The organism is Methanomicrobia archaeon (genome assembly GCA_016930255.1).
Taxonomy (GTDB): domain Archaea; phylum Halobacteriota; class Syntropharchaeia; order Alkanophagales; family Methanospirareceae; genus JACGMN01.
Genome location: JAFGHB010000024.1, coordinates 1 through 26,834 on the forward strand (window position 1 = coordinate 1; position 26,834 = coordinate 26,834).

General features: G+C 49.2%; 21 protein-coding genes. 11 read left to right on the plus strand and 10 right to left on the minus strand.

Translation table 11 applies throughout. The annotated features are described in order from the left end of the window. Positions 1-156: 156 nt before the first annotated feature. The gene (locus JW878_04125; protein MBN1762250.1) at positions 157-678 is read right to left on the minus strand and encodes a hypothetical protein; all 522 of its coding nucleotides are present in this window, start codon (positions 676-678) and stop codon (positions 157-159) included. A gap of 383 nt (positions 679-1,061) precedes the next feature. Here JW878_04125 and JW878_04130 point away from each other — a divergent pair, with 383 nt between their 5' ends. Continuing rightward, positions 1,062-1,823 (plus strand): proteasome assembly chaperone family protein, encoded by a 762-nt coding sequence (locus JW878_04130; protein MBN1762251.1) that lies wholly within the window; start codon positions 1,062-1,064, stop codon positions 1,821-1,823. A 78-nt stretch (positions 1,824-1,901) separates the two neighbouring features. Next, positions 1,902-2,267 (plus strand): Hsp20/alpha crystallin family protein, encoded by a 366-nt coding sequence (locus tag JW878_04135; protein MBN1762252.1) that lies wholly within the window; start codon positions 1,902-1,904, stop codon positions 2,265-2,267. Between the two features lie 52 nt (positions 2,268-2,319). Here JW878_04135 and nadC read toward each other — a convergent pair whose 3' ends face one another. Next, positions 2,320-3,144 carry a carboxylating nicotinate-nucleotide diphosphorylase gene (nadC, locus tag JW878_04140; GenBank protein MBN1762253.1) on the minus strand — a complete coding sequence of 275 codons (825 nt, stop codon included), beginning with the start codon at positions 3,142-3,144 and terminating at the stop codon, positions 2,320-2,322. Positions 3,145-3,226: 82 nt separating this feature from the next. Here nadC and JW878_04145 point away from each other — a divergent pair, with 82 nt between their 5' ends. From JW878_04145 to JW878_04155, 3 genes are all read left to right on the plus strand, one after another. Next, on the plus strand, positions 3,227-4,084 hold the full coding sequence (locus JW878_04145) for an aspartate dehydrogenase (GenBank protein MBN1762254.1): 858 nt from the start codon (positions 3,227-3,229) through the stop codon (positions 4,082-4,084). A 3-nt stretch (positions 4,085-4,087) separates the two neighbouring features. Then, the gene (locus JW878_04150; protein MBN1762255.1) at positions 4,088-5,359 is read left to right on the plus strand and encodes a hypothetical protein; all 1,272 of its coding nucleotides are present in this window, start codon (positions 4,088-4,090) and stop codon (positions 5,357-5,359) included. Between the two features lie 85 nt (positions 5,360-5,444). Then, a complete protein-coding gene (locus tag JW878_04155; GenBank protein ID MBN1762256.1) occupies positions 5,445-7,121 on the plus strand; it encodes a phenylalanine--tRNA ligase subunit beta in 1,677 nt (558 codons plus the stop codon). A gap of 155 nt (positions 7,122-7,276) precedes the next feature. On the opposite strand, the gene JW878_04160 is transcribed toward JW878_04155, so the two are convergent. Next, positions 7,277-11,509, minus strand: a complete 4,233-nt coding sequence (locus tag JW878_04160; GenBank protein ID MBN1762257.1) for a PAS domain S-box protein — start codon at positions 11,507-11,509, stop codon at positions 7,277-7,279. Positions 11,510-11,826: 317 nt separating this feature from the next. Here JW878_04160 and JW878_04165 point away from each other — a divergent pair, with 317 nt between their 5' ends. Then, on the plus strand, positions 11,827-12,633 hold the full coding sequence (locus JW878_04165) for a mechanosensitive ion channel family protein (GenBank protein MBN1762258.1): 807 nt from the start codon (positions 11,827-11,829) through the stop codon (positions 12,631-12,633). A 152-nt stretch (positions 12,634-12,785) separates the two neighbouring features. Here JW878_04165 and JW878_04170 read toward each other — a convergent pair whose 3' ends face one another. Next, complete coding sequence (locus JW878_04170; GenBank protein ID MBN1762259.1) at positions 12,786-15,686, minus strand: DEAD/DEAH box helicase; 2,901 nt, start codon at positions 15,684-15,686, stop codon at positions 12,786-12,788. A gap of 100 nt (positions 15,687-15,786) precedes the next feature. On the opposite strand from JW878_04170, the gene JW878_04175 reads away from it, so the two are divergent. The 5 genes from JW878_04175 (at position 15,787) to JW878_04195 (ending at position 20,645) form a co-directional block, all read left to right on the plus strand. After that, on the plus strand, positions 15,787-15,990 hold the full coding sequence (locus JW878_04175) for a DUF3883 domain-containing protein (GenBank protein ID MBN1762260.1): 204 nt from the start codon (positions 15,787-15,789) through the stop codon (positions 15,988-15,990). A gap of 44 nt (positions 15,991-16,034) precedes the next feature. Then, positions 16,035-16,592, plus strand: a complete 558-nt coding sequence (locus JW878_04180) for a hypothetical protein (protein ID MBN1762261.1) — start codon at positions 16,035-16,037, stop codon at positions 16,590-16,592. Between the two features lie 197 nt (positions 16,593-16,789). After that, positions 16,790-17,518, plus strand: a complete 729-nt coding sequence (locus tag JW878_04185) for an orotidine 5-phosphate decarboxylase (GenBank protein MBN1762262.1) — start codon at positions 16,790-16,792, stop codon at positions 17,516-17,518. Continuing rightward, positions 17,421-18,278 (plus strand): hypothetical protein, encoded by an 858-nt coding sequence (locus tag JW878_04190; protein ID MBN1762263.1) that lies wholly within the window; start codon positions 17,421-17,423, stop codon positions 18,276-18,278. The genes JW878_04185 and JW878_04190 overlap by 98 nt, the downstream gene beginning before the upstream one ends. 129 nt (positions 18,279-18,407) lie before the next feature. Further along, positions 18,408-20,645: a PAS domain S-box protein gene (locus JW878_04195; GenBank protein MBN1762264.1), complete on the plus strand. Its 2,238-nt coding sequence runs from the start codon at positions 18,408-18,410 to the stop codon at positions 20,643-20,645. Between the two features lie 78 nt (positions 20,646-20,723). On the opposite strand, the gene JW878_04200 is transcribed toward JW878_04195, so the two are convergent. The 6 genes from JW878_04200 to JW878_04225 form a co-directional block, all read right to left on the minus strand. Beyond that, positions 20,724-20,987, minus strand: coding sequence for a UPF0058 family protein (locus tag JW878_04200; protein ID MBN1762265.1), 264 nt, complete (start codon positions 20,985-20,987; stop codon positions 20,724-20,726). Between the two features lie 68 nt (positions 20,988-21,055). After that, the gene (locus tag JW878_04205; GenBank protein MBN1762266.1) at positions 21,056-21,658 is read right to left on the minus strand and encodes an adenosine-specific kinase; all 603 of its coding nucleotides are present in this window, start codon (positions 21,656-21,658) and stop codon (positions 21,056-21,058) included. 79 nt (positions 21,659-21,737) lie between these two features. Next, the gene (locus tag JW878_04210; GenBank protein MBN1762267.1) at positions 21,738-21,932 is read right to left on the minus strand and encodes a 4Fe-4S binding protein; all 195 of its coding nucleotides are present in this window, start codon (positions 21,930-21,932) and stop codon (positions 21,738-21,740) included. Between the two features lie 91 nt (positions 21,933-22,023). Continuing rightward, entirely contained in the window at positions 22,024-25,068 is a 3,045-nt protein-coding gene (locus tag JW878_04215) for an isoleucine--tRNA ligase (protein MBN1762268.1), read from the minus strand. Positions 25,069-25,630: 562 nt separating this feature from the next. After that, positions 25,631-26,047, minus strand: coding sequence for a hypothetical protein (locus JW878_04220; GenBank protein ID MBN1762269.1), 417 nt, complete (start codon positions 26,045-26,047; stop codon positions 25,631-25,633). After that, a complete protein-coding gene (locus JW878_04225) occupies positions 26,048-26,698 on the minus strand; it encodes a hypothetical protein (protein MBN1762270.1) in 651 nt (216 codons plus the stop codon). Between the last annotated feature and the right edge of the window lie 136 nt (positions 26,699-26,834).

The window sequence follows — 26,834 nt, forward strand, 5'->3', positions numbered from 1 at the left end:
CATCACGGCTTAGTTTCGCGCATGGCTGGATCGAGCGGTTTCTAGGCGAGGGTGTTAAGTATGAATTGTTTGGTTTTTGACTATAAACATCCGGGTATAAAGTCCACCGTTCTCAATTACCAAAACAGTAAGTCCAAACAAAAAAGAGCGCGCATATTACCCCTGATTCGTTGTAAGCACAGCAAAGTTGTCCTCTACCGCTTCTTCATGCATTATTTGCTCAAACGCGCTCTTCGTTACAGTAGCTATTTTGTTGGTCCTTCGCTCAAGCGTCCGTTCATATGCCGCCCACCGATTACCCGCTTCGAGATCACACGCCAATATTTCCGTCTCGTAGATCTCCGTATTCCTTATCTCCGCTTCACGGTTCCCCGTTATAGATATTTGCATCAGCAACTTACTGAATAACCCTCGTGCAACCTCTCTAATGAGCATATCTACCAGCAGAGAAGCGTTCTCCGTAAGATCCCCCTTATAAACCGGATAGGCAATCTCCTCCAATAGCTCATCAGCGGAGTCCTCTAATATGTCGTCAGGATAAATAAGAACGCCCACATCTACGCACTCTACGCGTAGCGTGCACCCATTAGACCCTTCCGCTGAGTCTAACGTTTCGTTCAAGAGCACGCATAATAGTTCATTGAAGTCCGCCTTTCTCGCACCGATCATCTCGTTCATCGCTGGTAGGAATCAACTGTTGCTCGTGCACCCATAAAAAACTTTCGCTAAAGGAGCTGTCGACATGTAGGCTGCGTGGAAGCGGGAGGTTCTGGATAAATGCTCAACGCTGCGCACCCCGTAGTCCTTCTTTGCTCTGGATCCGTTTGACGACCGTAATTCGCAACAGGATTTGCCGTGCTGAAGACTTATCCGTTTCCTTAAACGGCGTGTACGTGGAAATAGAGGTTCGTCAAACGGTCTTTCAAGAAGCAGTAACTGAAAGGCGCTTTTGAGGTACGAACGCGACTGATGATAGAAAAGAAACAGAAGGCTTTTTAAGTCTGTAAACAGGATTGTGAAATATAGCGTAGTGCGCGTGACAACACCGATTATTAGAAGATATGGAAGAAGTTGTGCGGATTGTGGAAGAGGAAGGTGTGAAATATACAAATCCAATTGTAATAGAGGGCCTACCCGACGTGGGTCTGGTAGGCACAATCGCAGCCTCTTACATCGTGGAGAAGCTGGATTTTAAGGAGATCGGGCATATCGAATCTGATTTGTTCCCGCCCGTTATGGTCATACACAACGGCAATTTGAAGGATCCGTTCAGGATATACAGCGCTGAGGATGGGTCTGTAGTGGTGGTGCTATCCGAAGTTGCCGTGCCGCCAAAGGCGGTTTATCCTCTGACTACTGCGCTGGCTGAGTGGTTTAGCACGATAACGGTGAAAGATCAGGTTATATCGATAAAAGGACTGCCGGTGAAGAACCGAATGGACATAGAGAACCCGGAAGTGTTCGGTATCGGAAACAACGAAGGCGCCGTTGCGGAGCTCAAGGCTAAGCAGATGGATCTCCTGGAGGAGGGGTTCATCGCGGGTACGTATGCAATGCTGCTGAGGGAATGCTGGAAAAAGAAGATAAGTGCGATTTCCTTACTCGCCCAGTGCTACCCGGTGTATCCTGATCCCGGCGCGGCGGCTTCGGCTATCGAGACCGTCAAGAAATTCGTACCGAGTCTCGCCGTGGACGTTAGTGAATTATTAGAGAACGCAGAGGAGATAAAGCTCAAAGCTCGTGACCTCATGCAGCAGACAGCGCTCTCAGCGTCTGAGATGCAGAAGGATATGGAGCAGGATATGCCCATTATGTACCAGTAAGTAGCGGATGAGGGGACGCCACATGAAGCAGGAGATGAGGATAAATAGGTAAGGACTGGGATAAAGAGGGGTAGAAAAATGGAGATAGAGAGGCGGATTTTAAAGGCGACATGGGGCCATAATGGCAATTTAGTGCCGCTTTACGAATTGGAAGATGAAAATGATGCGTTCCTGGTCACGTTTGACCTGCCACGAGTGAGTAAGGAGAACGTAGAGATCAATACGACCGAGTATACGGTAGAGGTAATAGCAAAGATGAGCAATGCCGTTTGCTGGGAGCGGTGGGGGATTGTCCAGAAGAAGATAACCTTCCAGTCTTTCAGGAAACAGATTCGGTTGCCCGAACCCATAGAGCCGGAAAAGGCGCACGCGTCTTTCAAGAACGGCATTCTCAGGATTACGTTACCGAAAATACGACGGAAGGTACAGATTACTGTAGAATAAAGGAGAATAACCTGAATCGCACGCGTTCGTTCTAGATAGGCAGGCGTTCTAATCAATCCATCACGTTCAGCGAGAAGCCCAGGCTCTTAGCCGAATGGGTGATCATACCGATTGAAACGACATCAACACCAGCGGATGCAAAATCTTCTACATTCTCTTCATTTATCCCGCCTGACGCTTCCACGATCAGATTTTCGCGAAGCCCTCGCTCGGTCAGCAATCCCACGCACTCTTTCACGTCCGCAGGTGTCATGTTATCCAGCATGATGATATCAACGTGTAATTCCGCCGCTTGGAGCGCTTCCGCTATGCTTTCCACTTCGACCTCGATCTTGCGTGTGAAGCTGATAACTTCTTTCGCCCTTTTTACCGCGTTCTCCAGCCCCATGAACTTTATGTGATTATCTTTTATAATCACCGCCTCGTACAGCCCGAATCGATGCGGGTCGCCACCGCCGAGGGTTATCGCCTTCTTCTCGTATTTCCGGAAGCCCGGCGTGGTCTTCCTCGTACCCGCTACCCGTACGTGCTCGTTGACCGCTTTCGCTTTGGTTACAAACAGGTTCGTTAACGTCGCTATACCGCTCATTCTGCCTAATATGTTCAGTAAAAGCCGTTCTGCCTTCAAGATCTTCGCACCGGGCCCCTTCATTATCAGAACCGTATCATCGCTCTTTACCCTATCCCCGTCCGTGAATTCGGAGGAATAGTGCACGGAGAAATAGTCACAGATCTGTTCCACCTCAGCCAAACCCGCAAGGATGCCGTCTTCCTTCACCACTATCTCCGCCTTGCAATCGGTATACGGCACTATCTCTTCGTAGTCCTCGTACCCTACATCCTCCTCCAGAAAGTTTTCTATCTCCTTCAGCAGCATCTCCAACTAAAACTTATCTTTTAAAGTAAAGAATGTTTATTCAAAATTTCCCTTTTAGCAGGGGGCTCTTCATTGTAAAAAGATGTCGAAAATAAAAGTAGGCGTGGTTGGCTGCGGCGCGATCGGAAGTGAGATCTGCAAGGCGATAGACTCGGATGAAGTGAACGGGCATGCGTTAGGCTTGGAGATGGAGCTGAAACTGTTGATCGATTTCCATCCGGAGCGAATAGCGCGACTGCGTGAAAGTCTACGCACGACGCCGGAGCTAACAAGAACCAGTAGCACAGAACTGGATGATGTACTCGACGAGGTTGATTTGGTGATTGAGTGCGCATCGCAGGCTGCGGTTCGTGAATTTATGATTCCCGTATTAAAACGGGGAAAGGACGTGATGATCCTGAGTGTCGGCGCACTCCTGTGCGACACCGGCCTCTTTGAAGAAATTGAGCGTATCTCGAAGGATAAAGGCGGTCGTGTGTATATCCCGTCGGGTGCGGTGGCGGGGATAGACGGGCTGAAATCCGGTGCCGTTGGCGGCATCCGCTCTGTGGAATTAACGACAAGAAAGCCGCCACGAGGGTTCGAGGGTAACGAATATGTTAGAGAACGAGGCATAGATCTGGGCGCGATAACGGAGGAACAAACGCTGTTCTCCGGTTCCGCGCTGGAGGCGGTGAAGCATTTCCCTGAGAATATAAACGTCGCTGCTTCGCTCAGCCTTGCGGGTATCGGTCCCGAGGCGACGAAGGTGCGGATAGTTGCAGATCCTGCAGCGAGAAAGAACAAGCACGAGATAAAAGCGAAGGGTGAATTTGGCGATCTCTTCGTGCGGGTGAAGAACGTACCGTCCGCGACGAACCCAAAGACGAGCTATTTGGCTGCGCTCTCTGCAATCGCAACACTGAAACGGGTATCCCATTCGATACAGCTTGGAACGTAGAAAATGGATGAAGAAGAACTGCTAAGGAAATTCCTGGGCCTTGAGGACGAGGCAGACGAGATAGTAGAAGCGTGGAGGCTTTTCATCGAGACCAACAAGGCGTTTCGCGACGTGGACGCGCGAGTTATAAGCAGGAGAGATGGAGACAACATACGGCGGAAATTCGCGAAACACATACGGAAGAACAGATTGAAGATGCTGGACGAAGAAGAAGGTGGGCTGAAAGCACATGAACTCGCTATAGGCCAAGAAGGGGAAGAAGAGGCGGAAGGGGAACTAAAGAGATTAAACAGCTTTGATCTCTGGTTGCTGGCTGATTTCCCGGCGCTCTGCACGGTGTGGGTGGCTGACGATTTTAACGATGCAGAAGGCTTTCCCGATGCGATACTTGCGTTCCTGGACAACCCTTATGTTACTGTTCGCTTAAAGGAGCGCCTGATAGAGAAGGACACGGCGCGGGGCGAGGAACTGCTCAAAACGCTACTCGAAGCTCAGCCCTCGGCAGTGAGTGCGCATTTATTGCTCGTACGGCTTTACGAACGCGAAGGGCGGCTGGAAGACGCTGAGGCGGAATACACACGCATGTCGACGGAGACCGATGACGAGGTGGCATGGACGAACTACGGCGACTTCCTGGAGAAGAACGGGCGCTACGAAGAGGCTTTTGATGCTTTTAAGAAAGGGTTCGAGGTTTGCGAACGGATCGGCCGAGCTGGTGACAGACTGGGCACGGTGATCAAGGATAGCATAAGTAGAGTGGAGCGCATGAAGAATCTTGAGGGCGAAGCGGCGGCGAAGGCGCGAGAATACTGGGATGCGGTGTGGTTGATCGAAGAGATAGGAGAGTTTGCGGATAAAACGTACGCAACGGACTTAGAGAAGGCGTCGGACGAATACAAAGAAGAGAAAGGGATTGACGTGTCGTACGCGGAAGACACGTTTGATTTCCTCTACTGGTTCCTGTTCAGTCGCGCGCTCGGAGATGGACGTACTCCGGGAATGGCGTATGCGGAAGAGAAAGGACTCAGTGACGAGCTCAAGGAGCGTATAAAAGGGCTTGGTAACCCGGTCAGCGGCGATTTTAAGGTGGTTAGCGTGGATCGCGCCACCTTCACCTTCGTGGCTAAAGACGTCGAGACGGAGGAAGCGTACGAACTGGAGGGCAGTATTCCGGATGTAAAAGGGCGGTTAACGTTCACTGGGAATATCTATCCATGGGGCGATTTCTATTTCACCGAATGCCTCTTGAAAGTGCAAGAGAAAGAAGAGGATTAAGCCGAGAGGCGTTCGGTCTGTTCTGTTTGGATAGCGTTTTATAATCGTATTAAGAAGAGCTATATGTATGAATGAGTGAAGGGAGATGCCCGTAATAAGATTGTATTACGATGATTTGGAAGCGCTTACCGGCGTGAGCATAGCGAGGATAAAGGAGCGAATGCCGTTGCTCTGCGCGGATGTAGAGCGCGTGGAACTGGAGTATATGGATGTGGAGTTCTTTCCTAACCGCCCTGACCTCTTCAGTGTCGAGGGCGTTGCTCGTACGCTGAGGCAGTTCCTGGATCTCGAACCCGGTCTGGTCAGCTATCCCGTGGGGAAGTCGGGCATCGAACTGACGGTGGACGAGTCGGTCCTGAACGTGCGACCGTACGTCGTCTCCGGAGTGGTAAGGAACTTGCAGTTTGATTCTCGTGGAATAGAATCGTTAATGCTCTTACAGGAGCAGTTACATCGCGGGTTAGGCCGCAACAGGAAGAATGTCTCGGTCGGCGTGCACGATTTATCGAAGGTGAAGCCTCCGTTTACGTACCTCGCCGTCGATCCCAGCTTCTCGTTCGTACCACTGGATTACGACGAGGAGATGACGATGGCGGAGATCTTAGAGCGGCATCCAAAAGGGATCGGATACCGCTACATACTCGAAGGCAAGGATAAGTACCCTTTGATTCTCGATTCTGAAGGTAACGTCCTTTCGTTCCCGCCTATTATTAATGGTGAGCTCACGCGGGTCACAGAATCCACAACAGAGCTCTTTCTCGATGTTACGGGCCTGAACGAGCATGTTTCAATGGCGCTTAATATTATCGCCGCCGCACTTGCGGAACGCGGTGGAGAACTCCAAACGGTGGTGGTTCGCTATCCTGGCGGTAGTGGAGGCGTCGTGAATGAGCACGAGAAAGTAACGCCCAACTTAGAGCCGAGCATGATGGACGTATCCGTGCACGAAGCCAATGCACTCATCGGTTTAGAGCTGGACGCCGAGGAGTGCGTGACGTGCTGTGCGCGCATGGGGCTTGGTGCAATGGTAAAATCCGCAGAGACGATCGAGGTGAAGATACCCGCGTATCGGTACGACATACTGCATCCCTGGGATATTATAGAAGATATCGCCATCGGCTATGGCTACGACCAGCTCACGCCTGAACTGCCGGATACGGTGGTTATAGGCGAAGCACATCCAATAGAGAAGAAAGAGGCCACCGTACGAAACATAATGACCGGTCTGGGCTACTTTGAGGTGTTCACCTTCACACTGACCTCCGAGCGGAAGCAGTTTGAATGGATGCGGCGAATGGATCGAGAATCGGAAAAAGTACGAGTGGCATCGCCCATAAGCACGGAGCATACGATGCTGAGATGCTCGATCCTGCCGAATTTGCTGGAGATACTCGCGATTAATAAGCACCGCGACCTGCCGCAGCGGATCTTCGAAGTCGGTCCCGTTGTGCAGAACTTTAAGGAGAACTACATGCTTGCGGCGGTTTCAACACACGCCACGGCAAACTTCGCAGAGGTCAAGTCCATAGCAGACGCGGTACTCAAGGAGATGGGGCTGGCCGATGTGGAGGTCGTTAACTCGAAAGACGGCGCATTCTTCGAGTACGGACGACGAGCTGACATCGTGAACGACGGCGAGTACATAGGCATCTTTGGCGAGCTGCATCCCGAAGTGATTACCAATTTCGGGTTGGATCACCCGGTAGTGGGGTTTGAGCTGGATATAAACAGCGTGAAATCGGGAAAAAAAGAACGTTCATAGCCCCGTCGTTTTCGAAGCAGGATTCAAAGAGTTGCCAGGTTCCGTACGTAGGTTCTCTTGCCTCCATGATTTATCGTTTTTTCTCGTTTATCGCTGTGGAACGATGGCGAGGCGGCGTGAAAATCCCGTGTTTCTTAATTAGATGCACTAGCTAGTTATCCGCTCACCACGGGCAGTGTAAAACAAACCGTGCATCCTTTCCCTTTCTCTGATTCCATCCAGATACGCCCCCCACACACTTCGATTATCCGTTTCACGATGGCTAATCCTGCACCGGTTCCCTCGCTCCTGCTATCCACCTTGTAGAACAGCTCGAAGACCTTCTCGTGCTGATTTGGATCTATACCCCTACCGTTGTCCTTCACAAAGAACACTGTCTCCGCGCCTTCCTCGCGATACCCGATATCTATCTCCGGGCTTGGCTGGTCGCCCCGGTATTTTATACAATTCCCGATAAGATTCACCAGCGCCTCGACTATCCGCATCCGATCCACGTGCACGGTGGGGAAGTCCTTGGCCACAGAAACTCGGACATTATTTGCGGTTAGTTCTCCCGCGGTCTGTCCAAGTGCATCGTCGACGATTTTTCCAAACGACACATCTTCAGGTGGATTCACCATACGTCCAATACGAGAGAGTTCCAGGGTGTCGTGTAAAAGGCGGCTCATCTGCGTAGTGGCCTTCGTTATGTGCTGCAAATCGTTTTCCACTTTCTCGCCTTCTGTTTCTTCTAAATCCTTCCGGAGCATGTCAGTGAAACCCTGAATGGTAATAAGCGGCGACCGTAAGTCGTGAGAAACGGTGTAGGTGAACCGTTCCAACTCGCGGTTCTTTGCTTCAAGCTCTTTAAGAATGAGAGTTCTTTCACTCTCCATTCGCTTCCAATCGGTGATGTCAGAGAACACATTGGAAAACTTGCCCTTCGCTGGAGAGGACGACGTGATATGCAGGTATTTGTCGATTGGCGGGAAATAGCGCTCGAACGAGGCCGGTTCCCTAGTCTCCGCAACCTTGGCATAGATCTCGAGGAACGGCGCCTCTCCCGTGCCATAGAGTTGCGAGGCCAACGCCCCGACGGCCTGGGCCCTGCTGATTCCAATAATTCGCTCATAGGCGGGATTGACATCGAGAATCCGGTAATCTACCGCCCGGCCTCCCTCGTAGATCACTTCGTCGATACAACATGCAGCCGCCATGTTATTGAACATAGCTCGAAACTTCTCTTCGCTCTCTCGCAGCGCTTCTTCCGCACGTTTGCGCTCGGTGATGTCGCGAAAGAAGGCAGTGAAGTAGGATCTTCCTTCAAGCGTTATGGAGCTTGAACTGATGTCCGCGTAGAAGACGGAACCGTCATTGCGGACGACGGGAACCCCAGTAGAAACCGAAAGCTCACCACTCACATGTTTCTGGAATTCCTGTTCGACGCTGGCCCATTCTTCTGAGGGGTGTAGAGATGAAATGGACCGGCTAACCAAGTCCTCCTTGGAGCAGCCCAGCAACTCAGCCATGGCGCCGTTTCCGAAGAGGATCTTTCGCGTTTTGCCGTCGAAGAAGATGATGCCATCTTTGCTGCTTTCAATAATGCTTCGGAACTTGCTCTCGGATTCCTTCAGGGCCTCTTTCGCACGCTTTTGCTCGGTGATGTCGTAGGACGTTCCATGGATCCAAAGAGGCTTCCCTGAGTCATCACAGATATTTTTAACATCCTCGTGAAGCCACCGTATCGCTCCATCCTTGCGTATGATGCGGTATTCCATTTCACTTAAATACCCTGGAATCGAGCGCATTTTTTCCGCTTTCTCGTCCATTGTAGGTACGTCGTCCGGATGAATGAGCTGGTCCCATCTCACCTTGCCCGTGGCGAATTCGACCTCTTTATAGCCGGTGACCTCCTCAATTGCCCCGTGCAAAAATATCGGTGCAAAAGTGAGGTCGGCTCGAAACGCTATCCCCTGGAAGTTCTGCAAGAATTCCCTGTACCGTTCCTCACTATCTCGAAACGCCTCTTCCGCACGCTTACGTTCGGTGATGTCCCTTGCAATGCTCAAAATCGCTTGTTTCCCCTGATAAGTCACAAGACTGGAGCTGATTTCCACTGGAATTGTCTTTCCATCTTTGGTGGTGTGTGCTGTTTCAAAAACCTGTATTTCATCGCTTGGCATTCCTTTAATAAGGTCTCTTATTTCTTCCACGGTTAGATTGGTATCGATGTCGGGCGGTCCCATAGAAAGCAATTCTTCCCTGGAATAACCCAAAACCTTAACAGCAGCCTCATTCACATCAATAAAGTTCCCCTCAAGACCGATGACCCAAGCCGTGTCATTCATTCCGTTAAGTAACTCTCTATACTTCTCCTCGCTCTCCCGCAGCGCTTCCTCCGCTTTCTTGCGCTTGGTGATGTCTCGGATCGCGCCAATAAGCCCTACGATTCTGTCTCCCTCTCGAATAAATGTGTCGCTTTCTTCCACGTAAACAGCGCTACCGTCTCTTTTCACCAGGCGAAATTCAATCGGGGCTTCCTCTCCTGCTTCTAAGCACCGCTGCAAGTCTGCGCTGACACGCTCAACATCGTCCGGGTGAATGAATTCAAAGATATTATGCCCGACGACCTCTTCCAGTGCGTAGCCATAGGTAGAAACCTGCGGACTCACAAAAGTGAGCATGCCATCAGGAGTAACGGAGTATATCATGTCAAAGGTGTTCTCAACGATGACCCGATATTTCTCTTCGCTCTCTCGCAACGCCTCTTCCGCCCGCTTGCGGTCGGTGATGTCACGCGTGTTCACCAAATCGGCTGTCTCGCCCCTGAACGTTATCGTCGTGCCTATGCTCTCAACCCATTTTTCCGCGCCGTCCTTCGTTACCATCTTGTAGGTATTGAAGAAGCCACCCTTGTCACGTTTTACGAGCATAAGGTCCTTCATCACCGATTCTTTGTAGCTTGGGTGGATGAAGTCCAGGGCATTTAGCCCGATCACTTCTCGTTCTGATTTGAAACCCCCTAACTTGGCTGTCGCCTTGTTGGCCAACAATACTTCGCCGTTCCAGTCCAGGATCATTATTGCATCAAGCATGTTATCGACAAGCGACTGGAAAAGGTGCTCACTCTCCCGCAGTGCCTTTTCCGTCTTTAAACGGACAATCGGGCTGCCGATTTGCGCTGCAATCGTTTCGAGCGTGCCACGAGAGAAAACGGGCACCTCATCTAACGTATGGGAAGCGATATTCAGACAGCCGATCACCTGATCTTCGTGATACACCGGAATGATGGCGGAAGCACGCAAGCCCTCACGCCTTTTAGCCTCTTCCAAGGGCACCCCTAAACCAGAATGTTTTGCGTAGATTGGCTTGCCTGCCATTACGAGCCGCGTACTGGGCGAATCAGCTTCATAGTGTGACGAACTCTCGATAAAATCTGGTGATAGTCCTGTATGAACCACAAGGTTTAAAGCCCCGGTGGTCTCATCCACCAGATAAATGCCGCCACAGTCCATCCCTGATGCATGGATCACCGATTCAAGGCAGAGACGCAACCCCTCATTAAGCCCGGTTACCGTGTTAAGCGCTAGAGCCAGGTCGTGTTGGGTGTTTAGCAGATTTTCCGCACGCTTGCGCTCGGTGAGATCCAAAAGAGCTGCGACGCTCTTTCCTGTTCCCGGGATCATACTGACGGATAAGAAGATAGGTTTGATATTACCTGCTTTATCGATAAGCTTGAACTCATAGCTCGTTGGCGCAGCATTTGGATCGATCCTTCGTAAGCGATGATACTCTTTCATTCGCTCTAAATCCTCGTTCACGATGAATTCTGTCCAACTTTTCTTACCTTCCACTTCCTCCCGGGAATAGCCGAATAATTCTTCAAATTGCGTGTTCACCAGGGATAAGGTCGTATCCTCCTCAATGATGACCGTTGCGGTGCCGGTCGTTTCAAAGATGGTCCGGTATTCTCTCTCTGATTCCCTCAACGCTTCTACAGCTCTCTTTTTCTCCACTGCATCACGGATCGCGTGCGCCAGGGTACCGTACATGCTGTCGGTATCTACACCTTTCTGTATGTAGTGATTCGCTCCCCGGTTCAATGCCTCAATCGCTACTTCTTCTCTCCCTCTCCCCGTGAGCATAATGAATGGAATGGCGTTTCCCTCCTCTCGAAGGTGTTGGAGGAATCTTAGACCATCCATTCCCGGCATCTTATAGTCCGCGATTACAACATCGTAGTTTCCGCGTTTTAAGAGTTCTACGCCTTCTACGCCGGACGTGGCGGAATCAACAGTAAAATCATCGTTTTCGCTTTCCAGGTATCTTTTTGTTAATTCAAGAAAATAGTGCTCATCATCCACATGTAGTACCCATATTCCAGTCCGCTTTTCTTCGTGTCTGTCCATCTGACCCTCTTTCTTCAGACCACAAACTAAGTGCACAAAACAAATCGTCAATAGTAGATGATATACGAGCAACCCTACTAAAAAGCTTTTCGATTCGTGAGCTGAGATGAGGAGTCCAGCACGTCAACCGGAAAGGCGAAACTAAATCGCTCTCCCGAGCACATTCACCAAACCCCTATGAACGCTTAACCACTAATTAGCGCTCTTATACCATCCATAGGTTAAATTCGAGCATAATAAGAGCTGGTATAAGCAAACTGCTGGAAGTTTATATAAAGTGAAACAGATACGACTTATTTGGGGGTATTCCAATGGCGATAACAGACTTGGGACAGACCATCCCGTATACGGGAATAACCATTTTTCAGGTAGTAACCGCGATAATCGTCCTCTTCGTCGGTTGGATAGCGGTAAAGATAATTATCGTGGTGTTTAAGAAGGAACTCGTGAAGACAAAGCTGCCGGAACTTGTGGTGGAGTTCTTAGCACGGTTCTTAAGCGCGCTCCTTTACGTTGTCGTGATACTGTTGGCCGTGAGTGCTGTGGGTATTACCGTCGGTTCGGTAGTAATCGGTCTCTCTGCGGTCATAGGTTTGGTATTGGGCTTTGGTATGCAGGACACGATGACAAACTTATTTGCCGGGGTGTGGTTGGCTGCGCTGAGACCGATTGATAAGGATGAAGTGGTTACCACGAATGGTCAGACCGGGAAGGTGAGTGCGATAGGTATGATGTCAACCGAGCTTCTATCGTACGATAACAAACTTGTTACACTTCCGAACAAGCTCGTCTGGGGCAGTCCGATCATCAATTTCACGCGACTTCCGACACGGCGCGTTGATGTCAGCGTCGGCGTCAGTTATGGCACAAACCTGGAAAAAGCCATCTCGGTCGCACTGGATCTGATGAAGAGCCACGCGTTAGTTCTCGACGATCCCGCGCCGGCGGTGGTCGTCACGGAGCTTGCAGATTCGTCCGTGAACCTCCAACTCAGGATGTGGACGAAAACGCCAGACTATTGGACGGTCAACTTCGAAGTGACCAAAGGCATCTTCGAGGCGTACAAGCGCGAAGACGTGGAAATACCGTTCCCACAGATGGACGTGCATCTCAAACAAGAGTGAAACACCAACCTCTGCCACAAATAAGGCGGCAACAGTAGAAAACCTGCGAAGCGATGCAGCGATGAGAAAGTCAACACTTTTCGGTAATACCATATCTAGTTAGTTAACTAAAAAATCCCAAGTCAACTGCTTGATAATCAGAATCCACCACTTTATTTTTTTTCTCTTTTTTTAGTTCTGAAAAACCGCCGTTTCAAAACGTCCTTCTCCGTTTCGATTATCAGCTCGACCAAGTGCTCGTTTACTGCGTGTTCCTTTTTCAGTATCTCCTCAGCGTCACCAACGCTGAGTCCTTTACCCGCAAGTGCAATCAGCGCGGCCTTCCCGTAGGTTGCAATCAATTCCGCCGATTTCTGTGCGTCGTTAACCAGCTTGCTCGTCTTTTTGCTCTTGCCTGCGCTTGCACTACTCTTGCTTTGCCGCATTCCTCTTCTCACCTCGCTCTCATCCGCTTTTAACGCACCCACCAATGGGGACTCGCATTCCGGGCACTTGAGATTGTCTACTGCCACATCGTTTATTCTTCGTACTGCCGTGTACTGCCAGCAATTGGTGCAGACAAACGTCAGGGATTCGTCCAACAGCCGGGCCTTCACGTATTTTAGGATGACCCGGTGCATTCGTTCCGGTGGGATGAGCTCGTAGCCGTGCTTTATTGCATCGCCAATGCCGGCGATTGGGCTGACCGCATCGCCCTTTATTACCTCTAGTTCCAGCTTGCCTGCGTTTATCCGTTTTAAAAGCTGTGCGGTCAGAGCTATATCCACATCCTTATTCTGAGCTTCACGCAGCGCTTCGTCAAAGACCGCAGAGCCTTCAAAGCTTCGTATTACGTTGTCCAGATCGAGATCGCTCAATGAGGCATCCCGGGCTATAGCGCCGAATCGCCGTGCTACGTGGATGAATCGCATTTTAAATAACCTACTTCGTGCCAATGCTTTCAGTGCGAGCGGTTCGACTGGTTTGGCTGCCAAATCGAGCACGATCTCCCTGACATCCTCGGGCGTTAGTCCGGGTTCCTCGATCTTGAGCTGTATCCGGTACGGGTCTTGCTGCACGCCTACCGGCACACCGAGCCGGTCCGACAGAACAGAAGCTAAAAGCATTGCGAAGGTTCTGTTAGCACGGAGTCCGAAAGAGCAATGGAGGATGATCTGATCGTTCCAGCGTTCCAGTGTCAGCAGCTTATCGGTCGGCACGGGATAGCCCTTTTTCACCTGCTGGATAACTTCGTCTAAGGCCCTTGTTAGCGTCTGCTGACTGCCCGGATACTCCGTTAGGAGCCCCTTTTCCAGCGTATCAACCTCTGTGCTCGGTCCATGCTCCTGTTCGCGTTTCACGAATCCGCGAATCTTACCTACCTCATCGGCGATCGTATAGGGAACGGGTATCTCCTCGCCCGCCCAGCTCGGAATGGCGCCTGTCGGATCTTCCTCACGTTTCACGTATATACGCTCGCCGTAGACGTGTAGGATTTTCCAGGCGCGACCGCCTTCGATGAACTTGTTACCGGGCTTGGCGTATTCCGCGACGAACGCTTCATCTAAAACGCCGACTGGCGTATCATCCTCGTCAATGACAAGATAATGCCTGACCTCAGGGATCATGGATAGATGCTCGAAATAATAGCTGTACAGTGCTTTTATCCGCTGTGGCCTCAGGAACACCTTATCCTCTTCGGAGAACCAGAGTAGTCGTGGAATGCGAGAATGCATATAGCTCAATACGGCGATCAACTCGCCCTCCTCGAGGTTGCGATACGGATACGCTTTCCTTATGACGTTCCGGGCTTCTTCGAAGCTCCATCGCCGTTTCGTCAGAAGCAGCCCAGCTATCTGATGCGCCAGGACGTCAAGCGGGTTCTCGGGAATATCCGCAGGCTCTAAATCGTCCGCAAGCGCACGACGGCAAATGACCAGCGCCTCCAATGCATCGTCCGAGTCCTGGACCACGATCGCGCCGTGCGCAATCCCGCCTATTTGATGGCCGCTTCTACCGATTCGCTGAAGGAGTCGCGTGACCTGCCGTGGCGAATTGTACTGGATGACGAAATCCAGCCGCCCGATGTCGATTCCCAGCTCCAGGGAGCTCGTGCAGATAATCCCGTGCAGCGTGCCCTCTTTTATGCCGCGCTCGACAGTGATTCGTGATGGCTTGGAGAGCGAGCCGTGATGCACGCCCACGAGAAAGTTCAAATCCCACACGCGGAACCGGCTGCCGAGGATCTCGGTTATCGAGCGCGTATTGGTGAATATCAGTGTGGATTGATGCGCTTCCACGAGCTTCTTCATCAGCCGTAGCCGTGCCGCGACTTCAGGATACGTATACAGCTCATCCGCCAGTTTGTAATCTTCCGATTCAGCCTTTGGATAAAATACCTCTACCTCTATTGACCGAGATACCGAAACGTTGATTATCTCACACTCTCGTTCTGTACCGACAAGGAATTTCGCTACTTTGTCCGGCGAGCCGATGGTCGCGGACAGCCCGATGATCTGGAAATCACTCTCTTTTAAGTACCGAAGCCGCTCGAGAGCAAGTGCGAGTTGCGAGCCGCGTTTGTCGATCGCGAGTTCGTGCACTTCGTCCACGATTACCCACTTGACTGCAGCCAGGTGCTGCCGCATAATCCTGCCCGGTAAGATCGCCTGTAACGTCTCCGGCGTGGTGATCAGGATATCGGGTGGAACCATAGCCTGCGCCTCCCGTTCACGCGTCGAGGTATCGCCATGCCTCATGCCCAATCGCAGATCCAGCCGTTTGCACCACCACTGTAGCCGCTCAAGCATGTCACGATTCAGGGCTTTGAGCGGCGTGATGTAAAGCATCTTTATGCCTGGCTCACGCTCCGCTTTGAGTACCGCATCCAAGACCGGCAACAGTGCCGATTCGGTCTTCCCCGTTGCGGTTGGCGCGATCAGTAACACGTTCTTCCCGGCCATTATCGGCGGAATAGCCCCGCTCTGCGCTTCGGTAGGGTAAGAAAAGCCCTTTTCCTCGATGGCTTTTTGAATAGGATTCGAAAACGAGGTGAATACGGTAGGTGGTGACATTTCTGTTTTTGCGATACGTTTATATTGCTATTTATCATAAGTAAAAGATGTGGAAGGCGAATAATGAGAGATGATAAAAAGGAGGGTAGTGGAATTTTCAATGGTAGCGAAGACAGATAAGAAAGAATGGTTTGATATGCCCAGAAAGCAATGGGAATGTGCTCAAGAAAAAGGAGACAAATACCATATTTATCGGATTTACGATGCAGGAACTAAACAAGTAAAGGTTGTCGATATTCCAAATCAACGCAAACTTTGGCAAGAAGACAGTGTTATTGCTGATCATGTTCGTATTCATATATAAACAACCGACTAAAATGACCCCCATTAAAAAGAGGTAAAGGGAATATGGACCCCTGTTGGCTTCCCTCGGCAATAATGCAAACTACTGGCGCAATGGTAGGTATATACTTAGCAATCTATATCTTAGCTCTCCCTAAACTTATCGAACTTGCTCCACTTTTTAAACTTAGGGCGTTCATAACCCCAAACAGAGAAAGGAAGAAACAAGCCACTAGGGGTTATATAGCTAAGTTACTCTTAACCTGTGTAAGTATGGTTTTCAGTGTTATAATTGTTACTAGTTGTTGCATTATCTATTTTAGCATGTTATGGCTTGAATCTCTAAAAACGAACACACCTATAATTACCTACTTTGGAATACCCGTGGATAATGCTGTTAAAACACTCTTTGTGATTTCATTAATTGCTATTGTTATTTGGTCCATTTTGATAAACGTTGTGGTACTTTATCTATCGTACACTACAGAGTACGATAAGCGTTTTCAACGTTTTTTTGTAAAGGAACTAATCAAAACATTTGACATAATAAAGGAGGCGGAGCAAGTGATTAAAGAAACAGATGCATTGATAGAAGTGTATGAGAAGCGTAAAGATGCTTTTTGATCGGGATTTGAAAAGCGGTAAAACGCTAACAGGAATTATAGACGAATAGGGGCATTAGCGGCACAAACAAAAAAAATCGAAAGTGCAAAAAGAAGGATGTTCGAGATGCAGGATGATATTTTGGGAAAATATAGTGATGTACCTTTTCTTGCTTTGCCAGATAAAAGAAAATATCAAAGGGGAGGAACCAAGATACAATGAACAGCTTATTTCATCGTAAACGCGGCGTTGTACCCGCCTGTGACGTGTACGATCTGAAGACGTTTAGAAGGCTCATTGAAGCCACATACGACCTCGAGGGCATTGTCGGCTACAAACTGGGCGCGCTCCTCGGGTTAACCTACGGGCTCCCGCAATTGGTCAACGTTATACGTGAATACACCGATTTACCGGTGATCTATGACCATCAAAAGGCCGGGACGGACATTCCACGACTGGGTGTGAAGTTCGCGACCATCTGTGCGGATGCCGGGATAACGGGTGTGATACTCTTCCCCCAGGCGGGCCCGCAAACCGAAGCTGCCTTCATAGATGCGCTTTTTGATAAGAATCTGGTGCCTATGGTAGGCGGCGAGATGACGCATTCGCAGTATCTGACACACGACGGAGGCTTCATAAGAGATGACGCGCCCGTGGAGATCTACACGCTCGCTGCTGAGAAGGGCGTGAACCATTTTATCGTACCGGGGACGAAGCCTGCAGTTATTAACCAGTACCACCGGTTGCTGTCCGGACTGGTGAACGAGCCCGAATATAGCATGCCGGGCATCGGTAAACAGGGCGGGGACATAACGTCCGCTTTTGACGCTTTAGAGGGTGCACCGGCGTATGCAATTATCGGCGCGAGTATCTACGAGCAAGCAGATATGGCTGCGGCAGCACGGCGGTTCTGCGCGGAAGCGCTTAGCACAACCGGAAGTGAGTAGCATGAGCTGGCAGGAAGAGAAAGAGAACGTGGGGAAAGAGATAGTGCGTGCTTTGTACAACCAGGGCATGATAAAGACGTGGTATAGGGATAACCCGCGCGGCTGGACGCTCGTTTCAGGTCTCTGGAGTCCGCTGTACATTCAATTACGACCCTTGTCGTCACATCCAAAACTGCTCAAGATCGTGGGCAACGCCCTGGGGAGGCTGATACGAGCGGAATGCAGCAGTGTAAACAGGATCGTTGGTGTCGCGACCGCAGGCATACCGATCGCCACCGCCATTTCCTTAGAAGCAAATATTCCATCGTGTTTCACCCGGAAATTAGAGGGCGTGCGATTGTTAGAGGATTTTAACCGGTTCGTAAAAGAGTACGGCGAGCATTCCATGATAGAAGGCGTCTTAGAGGACGGCGATACGGTAGGGATTGTAGATGACTTGGTAACAAAGTTTGATAGTAAGGTATTGGCGCTCCAACAATTAGATTTCGAGACGAATATGCGCGAGCTGAAGGGTGTGACATGCTCAGATGTCATTGTCGTCCTCGACAGAGAGCAAGGCGCGAAAGAAATCGCAAAAGAACATGGCATTACGCTGCACTGTTTGATTCCCTTTATGACGAAAGGGGTGGCGTGGCTCAAAGACGTGCTCGCAGATCGCGAATATGAGGTCATTGTCGATTACCTGCACGACGCAGAGAACTATCAGGATCCTCGCGTACAAACCGAGTTATCTGACTTTGCAATGGAACAGGACACCTAGAAGGAGTGTGCTATTTACGTATTATGCTCGTGGAGACTTTTGTACATATCCTTTTAATCTGAAAAAACGATAGGAAACTGCAACTTTTTTATGTCTCCCTGATTATAAATGTCCAAACGTTCACGAACCATGCCAGATTTAAAGTTAGAGGCGCTGTTGACTATTTCACGAATAGAGTTGACGACGCCTTTGAATCAACTACTCGAGGAGATACTTATCATCGTAGGTCGAGAGATGCAGGCACATTCTGGATCCGTGATGCTCGTCAATGAGGAGTCCGGTGAACTTGATATGATTGCTACGTTCGGTCTCCCTGAGGATTATATCAACCGAATTTACGCACGAAAGGTTCCCCTTACGTGCAGCCCATCTGACGAAGTTTTGAAGACCGGAAAGTTCTACATGGTTCAGAACATCTTCGAGGAATCCCGAGATAAACCGTGGGCGGACCTTTGCCGCGAGTTAGGCTTCTCAGCGCAGCTCGTTATGCCACTGAAACGAAAGAGCGCGGTTATCGGGTTGCTGAATATCAACATGGCAGAGCCGCACGAGTTCACGCAAAACAAGATCGCTTTTGTTCGCATCGCGGCAAGCCAAGCCGCAGCACTAATAGAATGTGTCCAACTCTCTGCGAAGCTCGACAAAGAAAAGATGGAACTGGAAAGTGAAGTCACCGAGCACAAACATATGGAAGAGCTCTTGTGGAAGAGCAAGGAAAGCTTGAGAAATATCCTATCGGCATCTCCTATCGGGATCGGTATTGTTAAGGATAGAAAGCTTAGTTGGACAAATGACCGCATGGTGGAGATGATGGGATTTACCCCTGATGATGATCCCTATGAGTATATCGGCCAGAGTGCCGAAGTGATTTACGCTTCAAAAGAAGAATATGAACGGGTTGGTCGAATATTTTATAATGCGCTTAAGGGTGCGAAATTAGCCGAAGTTGATGCAAAATTGAAACGCCGAGATGGTTCCCTCTTTGACGGTCACATAATAATGAGTTTTCTGGACCCCTCTGATCCGGTAAAAGGAGCCATTGCTACCATTTTGGATATATCCTGGAGGAAGCAGGCGGAAGAGACGCTCCAGCAATCGGAAAAGGTGTATCGAACGCTATTTGAGAATACCGGGATCGCGATGATGGTCGTCGAAGATGACATGACAATATCCCATATTAATGATGATATGGTAAAAGTATCCGGCTATTCCAAAGAAGAGATCGTGGGTAAGATGAAGTGGTCAGACTTGATCGTGAAAGATGATCGGTCGCGGATGGAGGAATATCATCGCCTGCGGCGGGTTGATCCGGAAACCGTACCAACGAGTTACGAATTTCAGTTTATCCATAAACAGGGCAATGTTCGAGATGCTTCCCTGACCGTCGCAGTGATTCCTGGAACGAAACAGAGCGTGATAGCGGTCAAGGACATCACCGAGCACAAGCGGCTGGAAGAGGAACTCCGGCGATCGGAAGTTCTGTACAGAGCGTTCTTCGAGGTTACCAATGCACCTACGGTGATTCTCAACGAGGATGGAACATTTTATAAGGTAAACATGGAAGGTGCGAAAATCTCCGGTTTCACCAAAGAGGAGCTGGAAGGCAAGAAGCGCTGGACCGATTTCATCGCGAGGAAAGAAGATCTTGAAATGATGAAGGAAATCCATCGATTACGACGAGAAGATCCTGATAGCGCTCCAAGTCACTATGAATTCCTATTCAAAGACCGCTATGGAAATCTTCGCAGCATCTACGTGGCTGCTGCACAGATCCCGGGCACAAAGAGAAGTGCGGTATCATTTATGGACATCACCGACCGCAAACGTGCGGAAGCGGCACTGCGGGAGAGTGAAGAGCGTTTCCGTTCTCTTTTCGATAACCTGTCCGTGGGCATAGCAATGATTGATCGAGAATGTCAGGTATTAGCTGTGAACAAGACCGCCTGTCGCTTCCTAGATTACTCGCAAGGAGAGCTCATCGGAACACAACTTACCTCCTTAATCTATCCCAAAGACCTAGAGGCTGATAGAGAACCGTTCAAGCTCGTAATCGAAGGAAAGGAAGACCACTGCCTGATGGACGCGAGGTATGTACGAAAGGACGGTGGCATCGTCTGGGGTCGTTTACACGTATCGGGGATAAAGGACGAAGAAGGGCACGTTAAGTTCATGAGCGTTATTTGTGAAGATATTACTGCATGCAAGCTGGTGGAAGAAGCGTTAGTATCTAAAGATGCAGAAATGGCAAGTGTCATTGTCAAGTGCAAGCGCATGAAGGAGGCATTGCAACGCAGTGAGACAAAGTACAAGGAAATTGCCGAGTTCCTGCCTGATTTGATCTATAAGTCGATACTGTTGGATGCGTAATTGTTTGCATGACATCAAAACGGCTCCAAGATAAGTCTCAGTTCCTTCAGAAGAGCTAACTACTTTCTACTAAGTTGGTTAGGCAATAGCGTGCTTAGCTTTGCGTCCATTCTGATACTTTTTAATCTCAGTGAGATTGCTATTTGCTGATAGCGACGCAACGAGCTCGGTCGCAAGCACAAAAATGGCCTGCTTGTGCTCTTCCTTGCTCCGGTGCACCTGATAAGGAGATATGTCTAACGCTTTATACTTACTTAAATTACCGCTAAAGTTGTTCTTCTCACAATAGTTCTTAAATTGAACTAATAATATGTGGAAGTGTATCAGCTCTTCTTTTTTCATCTTGTGAAGTAGTAGTTTTGCTATTATTTAAAGGTACCATCTCACCCGGACGAGATTAAAAAAATGCATTAAGTAGTGATAGTGAAGCGAAGGAAGGAAAAACGAAAAAAAGTACGTTGCCGTGATTCGTTTAAACGTACGTTTTCGGCACCCGAGCCAGCTAAGCTCGTTTCGCTATGCGAGTGCTCATCGAGTGCGTACCCTAACTGCTCGCACAACGCGCGTCGCTCTTTCTTCTCTGACTCTGTCTCTATTCGGTTCGCTGAGGTGCCGTCGACCACGCCAATAACCGCGCGGCCAAGTTCCGTCTCGGCGACAATGACGTCTAACGGATTGGCAGAGGCAACGAAGATCGTTGCAACCGCAGGATGTGACTTCAACGCATTCAGCACATTTATAGGGAACGCATTATCCATGGCAATAAAAAAAGAATGAGAGGCGGCGATTCGGAGGCAGTTCTCACTTGCTAACTCCTTGAGACTCTCCTCATTCCCCGTAACTCGCGTCAAACGCGGCACCGCTTCGTTCATCGCCACGGCACATTTTATCCCAGGCACCGCGGTCAAGAGCGTCTTGAAGAGGTCATCACAGGTAAAGATACTGAAATTACCCTGTCCGATGATAACCTGCTTCTCCTCAGGATTCTTTACCGCTACCCGTTCTACTTTCACCGTAGCCTCCACGGTATCCACGTCTTCTCCTCTCCCGTATCGCCTGAGGTTAAGCAACAAACAGGTCTCAAGAAGCAGCTTATTCTGCCTCTACCATGCTGATCGCACCCTGCTCGCAGACGTCGACACAGGTCTCGCAATCCGTGCACTCTTCTGCGTTGATTTTCGCTTTTGCGTCGTCGCCTTCGCCCACTAACGTTATGCACTCGACTGCGCACTCCTCTACACAATCACCACATCCGGTACATTTCTCTTCATCTACTACTGCTGGCATTTTTCTTTATCTCCTTTTTAGTTGTTCGTAATCCACCCTCTTATTTCAGAGTATATAAAAATTGCTATTTTTCTCTATTCGAGGGCACGCACTATTCATCCTCCGCAGAAGGGAGCGGCTTGATTGCGAGGGAGACCTCTTTCTTACCTATCTTCCACGTCTTCTCGTAAATGCGTGCGTCATCGGCGGAATTCGCTGGCGTGCTCTTTTCCATACTGACGGCAAGCGTCTCATCACGAATATACGCCGAGAAGTTGCGTATCGCTTCTTTTACCTCATCGTCGCACGCGTAGGTAATCTCTATCTTCTCCGTATACTCTAGGTCGAGGTCCTTTCGCATGCCCTGTATCCGCCGCACAATGTCTCTCACCAGCCCTTCCTCTATAAGCGTCTTGCTCGGACAGCAGTTCAAGAACAAGCAGGTCTCTTCGTCTACTTCCACCTGTTTATAATCGCCACGATCGCCCGTGAGCGCACCAGTAACATCATTGGACAGATCTCCAAATCTTACTTCTTTCACGTTTACCTCTTCCTTCAAGATCTCCACCAAATCTTCACCTTTCTCCCGCTTCTCCGTGCTGCACATGATGACAACCTCCTGTAACGGCTGTCGAATCTTTATCCCGGCATCTGCCCTCGCTCGTCTGCCCGCCTCTACCAGGTTGGAAAGCAACTCCATAGAGGCTTCTAATTCGGCATCCATGAGTGATTCGTCAGGCGACGGGAAGTCGCAAAGGTGCACACTCGCACGCGCGTCTTCAGAAACGCCCCGTACAATTCTTTGATAGATATGCTCGGTGATGAAGGGCACGAACGGCGCGAGCAGTTTGCAGAGCGAAACAAGGACCTCGTACAGCGTTAAGTACGCGCAATCCTTATCAAAGTTCTCCTCGACGATCCAGAACCGTCTCCGTGACCGCCGTATGTACCAGTTGCTCAGGTCGTTCATGACGAACTCCTCGATCTTCCGCGAGGCAACGTGGATCTCAAACCGCTCAAGAGCGGCAATGACATCCTTCGTGAGTGTGTTCAATCGCGAGATGATCCAGCGATCCATGGCATTCCGCTGCTTCATAGGGATGCTTTTATCGTTCGGATTGAACTCGTCGATATTGGCGTAGGTGAGGAAGAAGAAATAGGAGTTCCAGAGCGTATTCAAAATTTTGTTCTGCTTCTCCCGGATCGCCGGCGCGGAGAACCGAATGTCATCGGTTAAGGGGCCGACGGTGAAGAGATACCAGCGTAACGCATCTGCCGCTTCGGTCTCAAAGAGCTTGTTTATGTCCACCACGTTGCCCTTGCTCTTGCTCATCTTCACGCCTTTATCGTCCAGAATGTGGCCGAGCGAGAGCACGTTGAGATACGGTGGCGCATCAAAGACCGCGGTTGAAACGCCAAGGAGGGTATAGAACCAACCTCTCGTCTGGTCTATCGCTTCGGTAATGAAATCAGCGGGGAAGTTCTGCGTGAACTGCTCTGTCTCGAAGGGATAATGCCACTGTGCAAACGGTGCAGAACCCGAATCGTACCAGCAATCGATCACGTCCTTTATTCGCTGCATATCGCCACCACAGGCATCGCACTTCAGCACCACGTCGTCAATATACGGCCGGTGCAGGTCGAGATCGCTTGGAACGGGAGTTTTCGCCTTCTCCCGTAGTTCCTCCACACTGCCCACGCAATACTGCGTCCCGCAATTGGTACAGATCCAAATGGGCAAGGGCGTGCCCCAGAATCGTTCTCGGCTGAGCGCCCAATCCGCGATATTCTCCAGGAAGTTACCGAATCGGCCATATTTCAAATGATCGGGATACCAGCTTATCTGCTCGTTATTCGCGAGCAAATTATCACGGAGCGTGGACATAGCAATGAACCACGATTCCCGCGCGTAATACAAAAGAGGCGAATTACATCGCCAGCAGAACGGGTACGAGTGCACATACGGCTCCTCTTTATACAAGATGCCGCGTTCGTCCAGCATCTCGATGATGAGCCGGTCGGCGTCCTTCACGAACAGGCCTTCGAGTGGTGGGACTTCGTCTGTGAATCGCCCTTCGCTGTCCACGGGCTGCGTGAATCCCAGCTCCCTGACTTTACACGCCTCATAATCGACCTCACCAAATGCCGGTGCGATATGCACGATGCCTGTACCTTCGTCGAGGGTGACGAAATCTGCCGTGATCACTTTGTGTGCTTCTCCGCCTTCTATCTTCGCATAGTCGAAAAGCGGCTCGTATTCTAGATCTTCCAGCTCTTTACCGGTGAAACGTTCTACTATCTCGTATTCGCCTTCTAAAACGTCCAGGCGCGCTTCCGAGAGGATTAAAACCGCTCCTTTCGCGTCTTCAGCAGCAATCGGGGGAACGCGTACCTTGACGTACGTATGTGATGGATGAACCGCAAGCGCGATATTGCCCAGCAGCGTCCAGGGCGTCGTTGTCCAGGCTAAGAAGTAGAGCGGTTCCGACTCCTCATCCGCATCCGCCGCTTGTTTCGCCTTGAACTTCACGTAGACCGATGGTTCCTCAACGTCCTTGTAGCCCTGCGCGACCTCGTGGCTGCTCAGTGTGGTCTCACAGCGCGGGCAGAACGGAACGACCTTGTGACCTTTATAAAGCAAGCCCTTGTTCCAAATCTCCTTTAACGACCACCACACGGATTCTATGTAATCGTTCTCGAACGTAATGTACGGGTCGTCCATATCGATCCAGAAGCCCACCCGCTTCGTGGCGTTCACCCATTCGCGCTCGTATTTAAAAACGGACGCCTTACATTTCTGATTGAATTTCTCTATGCCGTATCGCTCGATCTCGGGTTTGGTGTTAATACCCAGCTCCTTCTCCACCTCGATCTCTACCGGCAGACCGTGCGTGTCCCAGCCAGCTTTCCGGTGCACGTAGAAGCCTTGCATCGTCTTGTATCGCAGTACGAGATCCTTCACCACCCGGGTGAGAATATGCCCGGGGTGCGGGAGCCCATTCGCCGTTGGCGGCCCTTCGACGAAGACGAACTTGTCACAGCCCTCTCGCTGGTCCACGCTGCGCTCAAAGGTCTTTTCACTATCCCATAACTGCAATATCTCCTCCTCCAGTTGCAGGAAATCTGCTTTTTGCGTCTCCTTTTTGAAATACGGCATTCAGATCACTTATCCTTCTCTTTCTATCGATTAGACAGAGTTATATGTTACGTAGTATGAAGATATAACTTTAAGTCATCAGGCCATAATAAAGTTGCATATATCTACTTATCACTCTAATCGGCAAAGGGCGGATTCAGGTGAGGGGCCCCCTCTGATTTTGAGATTATTTTTGCGGGTGGTGGTGTAAGGGGCAATTTATCTCTAAAGCCTCGCGGCTTTATCCGTTTAAAGTTTCTCTGCGGTTTGAAACGGTAGAAAAAACATTAATACAGGTCGAACTCAATCTTCCGCCCCAATCACGCCTACAAAACGAGACTTTGAGTCGCTCGCATCTTACAAGTGAGGAGCGATCGACGATTTCGAGAATAACAGAGGGGCCAAAACTCTTAGAATCTTAAAGGTTTTGTAATTACACAATAAGCATCATCGAGAGTGACGCGGCTTCCTCGATGCGTATGCGTTGCGGAAATTAAATTTACTTTCCCGATCCTTCTAAATTCGCAAACGATACGCAAGCCTTCTATTGCATCGCCATCTTGCATAAGTATGTGATTCCCCATTATTTTTCCTCCTTCAACGATCCTTCTTTCATAAGTTCTTTTACTGCTTGCATCGTTATTTTCAGATCAAGTCCAAGTTCATCTGCTACGTCATCTGGATATATTGACTCACCTTCATGTTCTTTATAATATTCAAAAATCTTTTCTCTTGCTTCTTCCACCGTAGCCTCCTTTACTTCTATAATCCTAAAATTCACGGGCATTGATCCACTCTTTGTTTCCAGTTCATCAACTTTATCTTTTAATATATTTACCTCCATACCTAACATTTCAATCGTTTTTGTTAGATCTTCGATTTTTTGGTCTAGTTCACTGCCCTCATAATGCGGGATGCTCATACTATCAAACATTGCCCTGGGTATAAGTGATCCACTTGTTGAATCTTCATATTCTTGCCTCTTTTCAAATTTTTGCATTTATGTGTCTCCTATTTTACTTATCAATGATAGTATCTTGGAATTTACGTCACGGGTAAATAGCAAAACATTCTCAATATTCTCATCTCTATACACAATTTTAATAAAAAACTCACGCTCCGCTATAGTTAAACGGGGCTCTATCGTGATATCGAACCATTTCTTATCAGATGGACGAAAACCTTTAGGTACAATCCTAATACTAAAACCAGAGGTATCAATACCCATAATTTCATCAAATACCCTATATCTCTCTCCTATGAATTGATCTATTTTTTCGATAGGACTTCCATCACTTTTCACTTTTAGCTCAGTTATTAGTTCAATATAATTAACATCATTTTCTAAATCTAATTGAAAATCTCCCTTTGCTATATCCATTATTTCCTCGAATGATTGTATCACATTCTCAATCTGACTTCCTTCAATAGATATCAACTCTCTATCATCATTTATCTCTACTGTACACCCTTTTTTATTAGCAATGTGTCCACCCACATAAACCCTCTGGCCGACTGGTATTGGTCGTGGAGGGGGAAATACGTTATATCCTCTCTTTTTAAGGGAATCTATTATCTCAGGGTGGGTAAATGGGAAGAACACTGTGCATAATACACACGAAAGTCTGTATCTCAAAGGTTTTATTTCCATTTAAATCATCTGATTTTAGATTATCTTACTTCACTTATAAACTTTACTATCTTGTTAAGTAAACTTTGAAACTACCCGGTATAAAGTGATGCTGGTATGGCTTTGATCCCTCTATGATACCTTTTAGTGTTGAACC

Excerpts from the sequence above, each read along its gene's own strand:
- JW878_04190 (MBN1762263.1), top strand. The coding sequence starts at position 17,421 with ATGCAATTATCGGCGCGAGTATCTACGAGCAAGCAGATATGGCTGCGG.
- JW878_04220 (MBN1762269.1), bottom strand. The coding sequence starts at position 26,047 with ATGCAAAAATTTGAAAAGAGGCAAGAATATGAAGATTCAACAAGTGGA.
- JW878_04155 (MBN1762256.1), top strand. The coding sequence starts at position 5,445 with ATGCCCGTAATAAGATTGTATTACGATGATTTGGAAGCGCTTACCGGC.
- JW878_04145 (MBN1762254.1), top strand. The coding sequence starts at position 3,227 with ATGTCGAAAATAAAAGTAGGCGTGGTTGGCTGCGGCGCGATCGGAAGT.
- JW878_04225 (MBN1762270.1), bottom strand. The coding sequence starts at position 26,698 with ATGGAAATAAAACCTTTGAGATACAGACTTTCGTGTGTATTATGCACA.
- JW878_04215 (MBN1762268.1), bottom strand. The coding sequence starts at position 25,068 with ATGCCGTATTTCAAAAAGGAGACGCAAAAAGCAGATTTCCTGCAACTG.
- JW878_04180 (MBN1762261.1), top strand. The coding sequence starts at position 16,035 with ATGGACCCCTGTTGGCTTCCCTCGGCAATAATGCAAACTACTGGCGCA.
- JW878_04210 (MBN1762267.1), bottom strand. The coding sequence starts at position 21,932 with ATGCCAGCAGTAGTAGATGAAGAGAAATGTACCGGATGTGGTGATTGT.
- JW878_04160 (MBN1762257.1), bottom strand. The coding sequence starts at position 11,509 with ATGGACAGACACGAAGAAAAGCGGACTGGAATATGGGTACTACATGTG.
- JW878_04170 (MBN1762259.1), bottom strand. The coding sequence starts at position 15,686 with ATGTCACCACCTACCGTATTCACCTCGTTTTCGAATCCTATTCAAAAA.
- JW878_04125 (MBN1762250.1), bottom strand. The coding sequence starts at position 678 with ATGAACGAGATGATCGGTGCGAGAAAGGCGGACTTCAATGAACTATTA.
- JW878_04185 (MBN1762262.1), top strand. The coding sequence starts at position 16,790 with ATGAACAGCTTATTTCATCGTAAACGCGGCGTTGTACCCGCCTGTGAC.
- JW878_04195 (MBN1762264.1), top strand. The coding sequence starts at position 18,408 with ATGCCAGATTTAAAGTTAGAGGCGCTGTTGACTATTTCACGAATAGAG.
- JW878_04200 (MBN1762265.1), bottom strand. The coding sequence starts at position 20,987 with ATGAAAAAAGAAGAGCTGATACACTTCCACATATTATTAGTTCAATTT.
- nadC (MBN1762253.1), bottom strand. The coding sequence starts at position 3,144 with ATGCTGCTGAAGGAGATAGAAAACTTTCTGGAGGAGGATGTAGGGTAC.
- JW878_04135 (MBN1762252.1), top strand. The coding sequence starts at position 1,902 with ATGGAGATAGAGAGGCGGATTTTAAAGGCGACATGGGGCCATAATGGC.
- JW878_04175 (MBN1762260.1), top strand. The coding sequence starts at position 15,787 with ATGGTAGCGAAGACAGATAAGAAAGAATGGTTTGATATGCCCAGAAAG.
- JW878_04130 (MBN1762251.1), top strand. The coding sequence starts at position 1,062 with ATGGAAGAAGTTGTGCGGATTGTGGAAGAGGAAGGTGTGAAATATACA.
- JW878_04150 (MBN1762255.1), top strand. The coding sequence starts at position 4,088 with ATGGATGAAGAAGAACTGCTAAGGAAATTCCTGGGCCTTGAGGACGAG.